Source organism: uncultured Jatrophihabitans sp. (assembly GCF_964244045.1).
Taxonomy (GTDB): Bacteria; Actinomycetota; Actinomycetes; order Mycobacteriales; family Jatrophihabitantaceae; genus Jatrophihabitans.
Map to the genome: position 1 here is coordinate 1 of NZ_CAXTHK010000059.1, position 10,859 is coordinate 10,859.

The 10,859-nt window shown below is 65.5% G+C and carries 10 protein-coding genes and 1 pseudogene; 3 read left to right on the top strand and 8 right to left on the bottom strand.

What is annotated here, in order from left to right; translation table 11 throughout:
- Both ACFFC4_RS21500 and ACFFC4_RS21505 read left to right on the top strand, forming a co-directional pair.
- A pseudogene (locus ACFFC4_RS21500) lies at positions 1–355 on the top strand (hypothetical protein); the annotation flags it as partial.
- A gap of 238 nt (positions 356–593) precedes the next feature.
- Positions 594–1,448 carry an ATP-grasp domain-containing protein gene (locus ACFFC4_RS21505; RefSeq protein WP_375504686.1) on the top strand — a complete coding sequence of 285 codons (855 nt, stop codon included), beginning with the start codon at positions 594–596 and terminating at the stop codon, positions 1,446–1,448.
- A gap of 143 nt (positions 1,449–1,591) precedes the next feature.
- Here the strand turns inward: ACFFC4_RS21505 and ACFFC4_RS21510 are convergent, their stop codons facing one another.
- The 7 genes from ACFFC4_RS21510 to ACFFC4_RS21540 all read right to left on the bottom strand — a co-directional run bounded on the left by ACFFC4_RS21510 (position 1,592) and on the right by ACFFC4_RS21540 (position 7,516).
- A complete protein-coding gene (locus ACFFC4_RS21510; RefSeq protein ID WP_375504688.1) occupies positions 1,592–2,563 on the bottom strand; it encodes a hypothetical protein in 972 nt (323 codons plus the stop codon).
- Positions 2,550–3,092: an RNA polymerase sigma factor gene (locus ACFFC4_RS21515; protein ID WP_375504690.1), complete on the bottom strand. Its 543-nt coding sequence runs from the start codon at positions 3,090–3,092 to the stop codon at positions 2,550–2,552. Before ACFFC4_RS21515 ends, ACFFC4_RS21510 begins: the two co-directional genes overlap by 14 nt.
- A gap of 255 nt (positions 3,093–3,347) precedes the next feature.
- Positions 3,348–4,913: a cytochrome c biogenesis protein ResB gene (locus ACFFC4_RS21520; protein ID WP_375504692.1), complete on the bottom strand. Its 1,566-nt coding sequence runs from the start codon at positions 4,911–4,913 to the stop codon at positions 3,348–3,350.
- Between the two features lie 65 nt (positions 4,914–4,978).
- Positions 4,979–5,731 (bottom strand): TlpA family protein disulfide reductase, encoded by a 753-nt coding sequence (locus ACFFC4_RS21525; RefSeq protein ID WP_375504694.1) that lies wholly within the window; start codon positions 5,729–5,731, stop codon positions 4,979–4,981.
- Positions 5,728–6,237, bottom strand: a complete 510-nt coding sequence (locus tag ACFFC4_RS21530) for a SigE family RNA polymerase sigma factor (protein WP_375504696.1) — start codon at positions 6,235–6,237, stop codon at positions 5,728–5,730. The genes ACFFC4_RS21525 and ACFFC4_RS21530 overlap by 4 nt, the downstream gene beginning before the upstream one ends.
- 126 nt (positions 6,238–6,363) lie before the next feature.
- A complete protein-coding gene (locus tag ACFFC4_RS21535; RefSeq protein ID WP_375504698.1) occupies positions 6,364–6,648 on the bottom strand; it encodes a hypothetical protein in 285 nt (94 codons plus the stop codon).
- A gap of 688 nt (positions 6,649–7,336) precedes the next feature.
- Positions 7,337–7,516 carry a hypothetical protein gene (locus tag ACFFC4_RS21540; RefSeq protein ID WP_375504700.1) on the bottom strand — a complete coding sequence of 60 codons (180 nt, stop codon included), beginning with the start codon at positions 7,514–7,516 and terminating at the stop codon, positions 7,337–7,339.
- 273 nt (positions 7,517–7,789) lie between these two features.
- Between ACFFC4_RS21540 and ACFFC4_RS21545 the strand changes: the two genes are divergently transcribed.
- Positions 7,790–9,007 carry an S-layer homology domain-containing protein gene (locus ACFFC4_RS21545; RefSeq protein ID WP_375504702.1) on the top strand — a complete coding sequence of 406 codons (1,218 nt, stop codon included), beginning with the start codon at positions 7,790–7,792 and terminating at the stop codon, positions 9,005–9,007.
- Positions 9,008–10,127: 1,120 nt separating this feature from the next.
- Here the strand turns inward: ACFFC4_RS21545 and ACFFC4_RS21550 are convergent.
- Complete coding sequence (locus tag ACFFC4_RS21550) at positions 10,128–10,580, bottom strand: hypothetical protein (protein ID WP_375504704.1); 453 nt, start codon at positions 10,578–10,580, stop codon at positions 10,128–10,130.
- Between the last annotated feature and the right edge of the window lie 279 nt (positions 10,581–10,859).

The window sequence follows — 10,859 nt, forward strand, 5'->3', positions numbered from 1 at the left end:
TCCGCGCTCTCATGCCGCGTTGAGCGCTGCCGCGCTCTCATGCCGCGTTGAGCGCGACTCTGCCGAGTTGAGCGCGTTGCGCGAGGCATTACTGCCCGGCACACTTCGCCCCATGAGTCTCTTGGCCAGGCGTCTCGACTATTGGGCGGCAAACCGCTGGTGGCCGTGGGCCTTCGCCGTGTTCTGGTTCGGGCTGGGCACGGCGGGTTTGATGACCATGGCGGGCCGCCCTCGATGGGCGCTGGTCGCAGCATTCTGGCTGGTGAGTGTTCTCTATTTGGCAATCGGTGTCGCCGTGGAGCGCCGTAGACGTATTGGTCGGCGTCCGCGACCTAGTGAAACGTTGGCGAGTTAGCAGTCCGTTGACCGGATGTGTCGCCGCAGGCGCCGTAGCTCGCAGGTCCCAGTCGGGTCGGCTTGCTAGTCGGACCACCGAGCGGTTGCACTTTCGCCAGCTCGCCACCGGTCCGGGGCGCGCAGCCGCTCCGCGCTCTCATGCCGCGAAGCGGCTCTACCGGCTTTGCCGCAGTGCGGGTCCTTCAGTCGAGGCCGGTTTGGGTGAGTTCGTTGGACGTCGCGGCGATGATGGTGAGGTGATCCGCACCCTGGCGCATGCCCCGAACAGCCTGACCAAGGAGTTCGATCTTGCTGCCGCGGCCGAGTCGATCGGTGTCGAGGTTGTTCGGATCGCCGCCGATGACGACGGCTGGATTGACGTGCCCGCGCTGGCTCGCGTCGCCGGCGCCGGGGTCGCGTATCGCTGCGCCGGCGGCCCGCTGGCCCGAGCCATCCACGCCGGCGCTCCCGTCCATCTCAACGGTGCCACCGCCGAATGGTTCACGGGCCTACCGCACGAGGTCACCGGTCGGAACTGGGCCCTGGTCGATGTCGTCGGCGCGCGAGCGATGCTCACCGGCACGGCGACATTCATCAAGCTCGCCGAGGCCAAGTTCAGGGCACTACCGGCACGTCGCTATGCCGCAGTCGACGAACTCGAGTCGGCGTTGGCGCTCGTCCACGCACCGGACGCGATTGCCCTGCTCGCCACCACGGACTGGCTGACGATCGACTCCGAGTACCGCGTCTTCACCATCGGCCGCGAGGTGGTCGCATGGTCGCCCTACCTCGTCCAGGACGACCCGTGGACACCGCTACTGCGAACCCACCGCGCCTCATTCCACGACGAGGCCGCAACCTTCATCAGCAGTGTGCTGGCTGCGCTACCCGACGCCGAAGTACCGCCCACTGCGGTCCTCGACGTCGCACGACTCCAGGACAACCGGTTCATCGTGCTCGAGGTCAACCACGTCTGGTCATCCGGCCTCTACGGGTGCGACCCCGACCAGGTACTCCGTGCAGTGATACGGGCCGCCAACTCCGAGCCATCCGAGCACGCCACTCGGTGGCGCTGGCAACCCGACCCCGCCGCCGCCACCCTGCACCGCTAACCCGAACAGGTCAGCCCACCACCTTCCGGTCAGCAACGGCTCGACCGGCTTTGCCGCGTTGAGCGCTCCGCGCTCTCATGCCGCACTGCGTGCTTCCGCACGCCGTGGTTCAGCACGTGGTCTCCTCGGACGTAACGCGCCTTCTATTTTGTTGGCGGTTTGACGGCGTGTGCGATCGCGACGACTTGCTCGCGCTGGAGGTCATGAGTCGGGTTGCTGCGCACGGTCAGGGTGACCTCGCGCCCGGTGGCGATGGTCCATCGCAGATACCAGATGTCGTTGGCGGCGTCCTGGTACCGCCAGACCTTGGCTCGTTTGCCCTGGATGGTGGTTGTGGGTTGCAGCTTGCCGTTCAGCGGGCCATAGATAGCGGAGTAGCCGCCGACCGGCGCGTAGTAGAGCTCGGCGGACGCATCCGTTGGGTTGTGGGTGTTGTAGCACTCTAGGGTCGCTGTCTTCAGTTTTGGGCTCCACTGCAATGGTTGAACGGAGCAGCCGGGTGGCGTCTTCCCGAAGTAAGGGCTTGACGCAGGGTCGTAGACCTCGTGTGGTTTGCCATCTGTGGCGTCGTAGAGAGGGTGTTGGCCTAGCGGGCTTGGAAGGCGCACCTCGAACGCATACTTGCGCGCAACTAGTGGGCAACCTGCGCCTTTCGGCACACGGTGGCCGTAATCGGTGAGCAGGATGTGGATCCGACCTGTCTTTGCAGTCACCTGGGGGTGGATGGTCTCGATTCCACAGGCGTTTGGAGGTTCGCTTGTGATGGCTTCTATGTAGACCAGGCGCGGGTTGCTGGCGTCGGCTACGGGATTCGACCAAGTGACGGGGCCAAGTTTTTCTAGCCCTGCGATGCTGCTCGGCGTCGGCGAAGTCACCACCGACACGGGAGGGCGCGTGCGCAGCGTTGCGGGGTTGGAGGTGTCGTTCTTCGTCAACAGGCTGAGCACGACCGCCCCGGCGATGACGGCGGCGACCACACCCGCGATCGCGACCCAGCGTGCGCGATGCCTGTTGGGCAGGTCGACGGGTAGCGGCAGACTGGCCTCTGGCATTGCCCGCGCGGCGTTCCCCCACGCGCGTAGTAGCTCGTCCGTTCGTTGGTCATCGTGGTTCATGGTCGTCCTCCATGATCTGGCGCAGGCGGGCTCTGGCGTCAGACAATTGGGCCTTGATCGCCCCCGCGCTCACGCCAAGTAGTGCGCCCACTTCCGTTACCGGCAGGTCTGCGAGGTAGTGCAGAGTCACGATTTGGCGTTGGCGGGGCGGGAGTTGCCGAACTGCTGCCTCGACGTCCAGGCGCTGCGCTGACGCGACACCAGGTTGCGTGTCGACGTCTGGTAGGTGCGGCACGGGCTTGGGTCGTCTTACTCGATGGCGTCTGGCCCGGTCGAGCAAGATGCCGACAAGCCACGCCCGCGTAGACCCGCGATCTGCGTTGTAGGTCGAGCGCCGCTGCCACGCTCGCACCAGAGCTTCCTGCACCACGTCGTCGGCAGCGGATGCATCAACTTCTCGTGCAGCCAACGCCCGCAACGAACCCAGATGAGGAGCCACCCAGCTGGCAAAGTTCTCGTGGTCGTCGAGCGTTGCTGACTCTGTACTGCGCCACGGCATGTCTTGCTCTCCCGTCGCCGCGACCGTCACACCCTTACTACGCCGTGACGACACCCATCAGGTTTGGTTAGGTCTCGAACTACCGACACGTCCCTCCAGGCTTGCGGAGGCACGAGCCGGTCAGGATCGTTCCCACCAGCCTGAGACCAAGTTTGTCGCTGGTCCCGGGCGAGTCGGTTGGCTCGGACCCTGGGTGGGGACTTCGACGCCCCGGTCCACGCCCCAGAAGACCCTGAAGCGCCCGCTGCAGTCTGGCCCGTCCCATTGGGCTCGCTCCGAGACGAGTCAGTCCTTCCCTGCGTGGATCACGTCAGGAGATTCGACCCGCTCAGTCGTCGGTGTGGGCGCTGCCGAGCGCAATCGCTCGATCAGCGACGCGAATTCACCGGTGAAATTGCCCGAGTCGCTGCGGGCCAGGCCTCCGACACGCACCAGCGTAACTCCGTCCTCGCCGGGCCCGACACGCAACCAGACCCGCCGCCGCCGCACGCCGAGCGACGCCGCCAGGCCGAGCACCATGGCTAGCGCGGCGAACAACAGGTAGCCCTGCGCCGGGTCGTGCGAGACCTGCAGGTTCACCCATGGCGTCCAGCCGTCGAAGGTGACCTGCACGCCGTTGGACAGGGTGCGCGTCTGGCCGATGACCAGGTTCTCGGCGCCGATCTTCTTCATCTTCGAGTGGTCGAGGGAGTAGACGGACTCCGGCAGGCCGGTCGTGTTGAGGTTGCCCTCGTAGACGAACACCCCCAGCACCGGGTGGTCGACGCGCGCCGACGACGACGCGATGACCCCTCCGCCCTGGTCGATCGGGCTGGGCGCGAAGAAGCCCGAGATGCCGATGTCGGTCGTCGACCCGTTACCGGGGATCTTGTAGACACCCTCGGAGTACAGCGTCGTGGCGTCGGTGGGCAGAAAGTTAGACGTCCACGTCGAGGACTTCCCGTTGGGCAGGCGCACCGTGATCCTCGGGGAGAAGCCGTGACCGGTCAGGTAGACCCGGTCCCCCTTCAGCCGCAACGGATGGTTCACCTTGATCGTGGTCTTCAGAGCCGGTCCAGAGTCCTTGTACGCGTGATAAGTGATGTGTGCTGCGAACTCGCGCGGTTCACCGCTCGCCGAGTACGTGGCCGTGAAATTGTTGACCTTGTCGATGCAGAACGGCGCCGGGCTGATCTTGCCCTCGGCCGCGAACCGCCCCGGCTTCCAGGTGTCGAACTGGCCCGAGTTGCTGCAGAAGCCGGTTCCCTGCCGCACGATGACCAGACCCTCGTTGGTGTAGAGCCGGCCGACGGCGATGAGGACGAGCGCGACGAGCAGCGCGATGTGAAAGATCAGGTTGCCGGTCTCGCGGCTGTAACCCTTCTCGGCCGACAGCGTGACCACGCCGCCGTCCTCCGGGCGCTCGACGACCCGCCACCGGCGGCCTAACGAGGCCCGCGCGGCCGTGGCGTAGTCGCTCGGCGCGGCGTCGACCGGGAACGATCCGGACTCCGGCAGGCGCGAGAGGTTGCGCGGCGCGGGCAGCGGCTTGCGGGCCACCGCGCGGGCGTGCACCCGGATGCGCGGGATCAGGCAGCCGACGAGGGAGATGAACAGCAGCAGGTAGATCGCGGCGAACCAGGCCGCGCCGAACACGTCGAACATGCCCAGCCGGTCGAGGAAGGTGCCCCACGCGCCGTGGTCCTTGATGTAGTTCGAGGTCTTGGTGGGATCCAGCGGGCGCTGCGGCAGCAACGAGCCGGGCACCGCACCGAGGGCGAGCAGGAACAGCAGGATCAGCGCCGTCCGCATCGACGTGAGGCGTCGCCACACCAAGCGGACGAGCCGCAGCACTGCCAGGTCGTTCATCATCCTCCGGTTGGGAGAGGCGCGCTAAGGGCTGAAAGTCAGGGGTGTCCATGGTCCATGAGGTCGGCTCACTCGTTGGTAAGGGCGCTCGCCATGTGTGCCAGCATTTCCGCGCTGGGATCGGTGTACACCGCAGCCACCCGATGCTGACGGTCGATGAGGACCGTCAGCGGCAACACCTGCGGCAGCCCACCGAGAGACGCCAGTGTGCTTCCTGTCTGGTCGTAGGCGATTGGGCCTTTCGCGGCCTTGGCCGAGAACAGGGCGGCCGCTCCTGCGCGGTTGTCCTTGACTGCGATGGTCACCCTCTGTACGCCGGGCGGGAACCCGGCAGCCGTCAGAGACTCGGTGTAGCTGGTTCGGCAGGGCCCGCACCACGACGCCGACCATGTCAACACGGCCACCTGGTTGCGAACAGAAGCAAGATCGAAACTCTTCTCCGGTGTTGCGAGCAGTTGCACATTCAGAGCGCCTGCGCTCCGGCGGAGGTTGGGCTGGATCAGTGTCCCTGGCGGCGTGTCCTTGGTGAAGCGAAACGGCAGGATGGTCGGCGCGGTCGACAAGGGTGACGTCGATCCCGGTCCCCCGCTAGGCAGCGCTCCAACACGCGTTGGTCCGGTGCTCGGCCGGTGCACAAGGCTGGTGGCCACGGCAACGGCGACAATAAGCAACGCCACACATGCGCCTGCCAAGATGCGTGTCCGGTTGTGAGGCTGCTTCTTAGCGGTGTGGTCCTCAAGCCACCGCAGCACTTCCTGCGCGTCCGGGGCGAGAGCTTCGTAGTCCTGCAAGGTCGCTGTCAGTGAGTCTTCTAGCATCATCGCTTGTCCTCAATCAGGAGCGTCTGCTCGTCAAGTTGCGCGCGCAAGGTAGCCAGAGCGCGGGAGATATAGCCTCGGACGGTTCCGGCCGAACACCCGAGTGCGTCAGCTGCCTCGCTGTCGTTGAGTCCCTCGTAGAAGCGAAGCACGATGGCGGCCCGCTGCTGCCTGGGCAGCACAGCCAACGCCGACCACATCGCTGCCCGCTCGCTGAGCTCAGCGGCATGATCGGCGACTGAAAGTGCGTCGATCGCGACGCGATGCCCTAGGACCACGTTGCGCACCGACCACCGTCGCCGCCACGACAGATGAGCATTCGTGATCATCGCCCGCACGTAAGCATGTGGCTGGCGAGCTATCGAGATCTCATCCCAGCGGCTGTGAACCTTCAACATGACGTCCTGCACCAGGTCCCGGGCTAGTTCGCCATCGCCAGTCAACAGAGCGGCATAACGAAGAAGCGGCTGCAGCTCCCGCAACGCAAAGGACTCGAAACTCTCGCTCACAACTACCTAGACTCCGCTCACGTCCGAAACGTTGTGGAGCAGAACAGCCGCCGCTCCTCACGCCGCAAAGCGCTACCGCGCCGCCATGGCGCGGTGAGCGTCACCACTCTCGGCCACGGCAGCGGGCTAGCAGAGGCGACCGCTCGACCGGTACTCGGCGCCCGCGTCGATCTCGTTCTGCGCTTCGGTTAGCTTCCATCGCGTGGACCCCATCGCGGCGGTCAACCGGGCGCGTAGCTCCCCGTCGACGGCGCCTATCACCGTCACGCGAATCCAACCCCCGGCGCCAGACTCGATTGCCTTGACGGGTGGCATCAAGTCGTTCGCTTGCAGTCGGTCGATGGCTTCCTGCAGGCCGTTGCCGCTGGTGGTCACACCGCGATGCTTGCACGCGCCGACGATCCAGCCCAAGACCAACCTCTCATGCCGCGTTGAGCGCTCCGCGCTCTCATGCCGCGTTGAGCGCTGCCGTGCTCTCATGCCGCGTTGAGGGCACCATGCCGATCGAGCGCGCCCTGGACCTACGGGCCGCCAGAGAGGTTGTACTCAAGAAAGTGGTCTGTGCTCACTCGAAGCCACGCGGTTACGCCGCACCGGTCACCGGCAGCCTGCGGGCCCGTCTCTGGGTGAGCCCAAATGGCTCGTGTGCGCACCCATCCTGTCGTTGTGGCCACTTCTTGCAGCGGTGCTCCTGCTGATCGGGATGCTGCTTCCAGCGTCTGGGGGTGGTGCCTGTCGGGTTGGACGTAGTCGCGTCCGCAGGCGGTGATTTGAGTCGGCACCATTTGCCAGGGCGAGCGGTAGAAGGTGTGTGAGTAGAACGCCAGACCGACGAGTACACCGAGGGCAACAACGACAACCGCAGCGGCGACGGCGACCCACCTGGCGGCTCAACGGTCGATTGTCATCACGGCCGCGTGATGGCACCTGGCCCGGTCGGCAGCCTGCAACCGCGGAAGTCCCCACAGGTCCCCCACAGTGCGAGGTGGGCGGCCAGGATTGCCTGCGCGCGGTGGTTCGCGTGTCGGGTGAGGAATCATCCCGAACGGTGACCGGGCACGCCTCCCGTGAGGAGATGGTTGAGCGGCTCTGGACGGGTTCAGACTGTCGCGCGGTCTTTCTGGCCGTCGAGCGCGTCAACGGTCCAGTAGTCAACGTCTCGGCCTTGACGCTTCGCGCGCACTGTTCGGACACCCAACACGATCGGCCCGACGATGACCGAGACCACCACGGCAAGAATGTAGACGGCGAAGATCACTTCGATGACGGTCAGAATCATGCGCGGATAGTAGCGGCCCGCTGCCGCGCTCTCGTGCCGCCACGTGCGTGCCGGGTCCTTCGCGACAGGAGTTCGCGTGGTGGTGGCCAGTATTGACCCAGACGCCGAGGTGCGTGTCCACTCCGCCGCCTAGCCCCAGGCCAGAGCAAACGCGACCGCTCCGGGACCCCAGGCTCGGGGCGAGAGGCTCATGGAATCGAACATCGCGCCCGTGAAGTACCTTGATCCAGTTTGATCGGATTAGGGTTGAACGGCTACCTGCTCGAAGGAGACATGAACACTGTGGACGTCCACCGCCGGCGCAGACTCATCTCGTTCTTCGCTGTTCTCGCTCTAGGGGCGGCCACGGTGTCCGTGGCCCCATCAGCGGTCGCCGCGGCTGCTGCCGGACCCACGTTCAACGGTGCCAACCCGGCCGCGCTGCTAACCCACAAGTACAGCTACCAGCAGGTCGCGTCCACGGGTTCCGCAGCGACGTCCTACCGTGTGTTCGCCTACCAGACACCCTACGATCTGAGTACCAACCTCACGTACGGCAAGGGTGCCTTCCTCACCGGCGCACGCCGTGTTCACGGGGCGCTGTACATCCCGCTGCGTGCGGTGACGCACCCCGCTCCTCCTGGCTTACCGCCAGTGCCGTCATTCGGCAAAATCCCGTTCTACTACTTCAACGCCTCGAACGGGCGCATCCAGTTGCTCCGATTCGTCTCCGGCAGGCCAGCACTCGCACCAGCCCTTCGTTATGCAGACTATGGCGCCCTCGACGCGGTACCGCAGCCTTACGCGGAGACCAACTTCGTCATCGTCGCCAACAACGGACACGGCGGGGCCAAGAGGGCTCACGCGGGGGTTGTCGGCGGAGGGAAGACGCGGCCCACGCCGCCCGTCAAGGTCCACGACGTCGACTCCCCCGTCGTTGCGCCTCGCTCGGTGTACACAGACGTGCCAATGAGCAACCCCCTCGCACCGGCCGTCTACTCCAATTCCGCGCCGGCCGGCTATCCCGACGGCTCCTACCGCCCGGCTGCCGCCCTCACGAGGAGTGAGCTGGTGGCGACGTCGCCGTATTACTACGAGGGGACCGAGGGCGACGACGGATCCAGGCTGACTGGACCGTGCGGCGGCACCGTCGGACCCTTCCGCGATGTCCCCCCCACATGGAGCACCTGCCACGAGATCGCCAACGCCGCGAGAGCGGGCATCATGACCGGCTTTCCTGACGGCAGCTTCCGACCCGAGGCGCCGGTCGAGCGCCAAGCCTTAGCCGCGTTCATCTACCGCGGAGAGACTCGGACCAACCCGAGCGTGACCCCGACCGACGCACCCTGCACGTCTCACCCGTTCAGAGACGTGCGTACCGACAACCCGTTCTGCGGTGACATCGCGGCCCTGGCCAAGAGGCACGTCTTCGCCGGCTATCCCGACGGCACCTTTCGGCCGGGCCGTACCATCTCGCGGCTAGCCGCCGCCGCCGTGCTCTCCAGGCGCTAGCTTCTCGGACCATCCGCCGGCTCGGTGATTCGGAACGGTTGCAGAGCTCAGGACCATTCGTAGGCGGCAGGCTGGCAGGCACTGCCGCGTTGAGCGCTGCGCGCTTCCATGCCGCGTAGAGCGCCTGCCAAGGTAGGACTGGGCGGCTTGGTTCGTGCTGCGGTCTGACAGGAGGTCTTGGCTTGGAAGGCAACGAACGGAGCTTGGCGGGGGGTGTTGCTTCGCTGGATGGACGAACTCTCGTCGGGGTGAGCAACAGCGGTGATGGCGAGGTCGGCGCGCAGACGCTCTTCACGTACCACGAGGAGAATCTGGTGATCTGGGCCGAGTATTCGGGCGGCTGCATCGCCCTGGGTCGACTCGTGGGTACTCGTGAGGGCAGCATTCTCACTTTCCGATACGTACATGCCACGCGAGACGGGACAACGAGCAGCGGTCGATGTGCAGCCCAGCTCGAAGAGATGCCGGACGGCCGAATCCGCTCCCATGAAAGTTGGACCTGGGAGTCCCGCACCGGGTCCGGTCACAGCGTCGTAGAAGAAGTCGAACGTCGCTGACGAGCGCTGTCATGCCGCGTTGAGCGCTACCGCGCTCTCATGCCGCGTTGAGCGTGCGGTCGCACCCGTGGACTTGGCAGGACGGTTCGCTCAGCTCAGTCGGGAGTTTCGACCTCACTGGTCGCGACATAAAATCCGGTTACCGAGAGTCCAGGCACAGTTCCCTCCAAGATCCCTCTCACGGAACCGCACAGCGCTTCGGAGGTCAAAATGGTTCCGAGCGCGTGACCAAACTGTCGGTCGATCGCGGGCCGGTGGCCTGACTCCCACTCCTCTTTGCTCACGTGAAACGCCCGCTGTAGTTCTGCCTTCGCCCCGGCGATGACATTCTCGGGACTGTCGACGTCCACCGTCACCCGCAGAGGAACCGTGTATCTCATGGAGCAACACTCTGCCCCACGCCCATGTCGCACGAGCCGTGCGAACGTCGACGGCCCGGCTGTGCGCGGCATCAGCGGCGAAGCGGTTCTGCCTGGCTCAACCGCGTAGGTGCAGTCGCGCTCTCCTGCCGCGTTGAGCGCTGCCGCGCTCTCATGCCGCATGGAGCGCCGCAGGTGACACGTTCAAATTGGCAAATCCAGCAGATCAAGAGGGTTGTCACCGACCACCTGACGAGCGAACGCTGCCATCTCGGCTTCGATCTGAGCGCGACTGTGCGCTTCGGTACGCCAGCCTTCGCCTAATTCGTTGGCTTCGGCGAATAACTCGGCCGGCGTCGAACCCGGTTGCACGTAAGACAGGTACCAACCGAGACACTGCACTGCAAGGGCTAACGGCACAGTCCCGCGAACGCCTCGGGCGAGGTGTACGTGGGCCGCCAGGGTCACACCAGCCAGCCTGTCCACGCCGCCGACAAGTTCCATAACAAGCTGGTCCCGAAGATCCAGCAACATCGGGTCATCCCGGATCGGGCGCTGAACCGAGCCCAGAGCACGGCGATCAGCGTGAGCGGCGAAGGCCGCCCGAATTCGGCCGAAAAGACCTTCAGCGACCTCGTCGCGCGCCACCTCAGGCAAGCTCGAAACGGCGGCCTCCGGCAGAAGCGTGTGTGCCGCCAGCAAAACTAGGCCGCCACGTGCACCAGGTCCGGTCTTTGGCAGGAGATCAACGCGTGGAGGACGTCTCGCCAAACCCTGCGCCATGCCTAGTTCAAGTGAAACCCACGCCGATAACATCACGCCCCATCATCGCGTGCATGCGCTAGAGGTAACAGGACGCGTTAAGCGCTGCCGCGCTGTCATGCCGCGTTGAGCGCTCCTGCGGGACACCGGACGAGGATCGCCCTGACGGGCCAA

Coding starts and splice junctions, on each gene's coding strand:
- ACFFC4_RS21510 (WP_375504688.1), bottom strand. CDS start 2,563: ATGAACCACGATGACCAACGAACGGACGAGCTACTACGCGCGTGGGGG.
- ACFFC4_RS21520 (WP_375504692.1), bottom strand. CDS start 4,913: ATGATGAACGACCTGGCAGTGCTGCGGCTCGTCCGCTTGGTGTGGCGA.
- ACFFC4_RS21525 (WP_375504694.1), bottom strand. CDS start 5,731: ATGATGCTAGAAGACTCACTGACAGCGACCTTGCAGGACTACGAAGCT.
- ACFFC4_RS21540 (WP_375504700.1), bottom strand. CDS start 7,516: ATGATTCTGACCGTCATCGAAGTGATCTTCGCCGTCTACATTCTTGCC.
- ACFFC4_RS21545 (WP_375504702.1), top strand. CDS start 7,790: ATGAACACTGTGGACGTCCACCGCCGGCGCAGACTCATCTCGTTCTTC.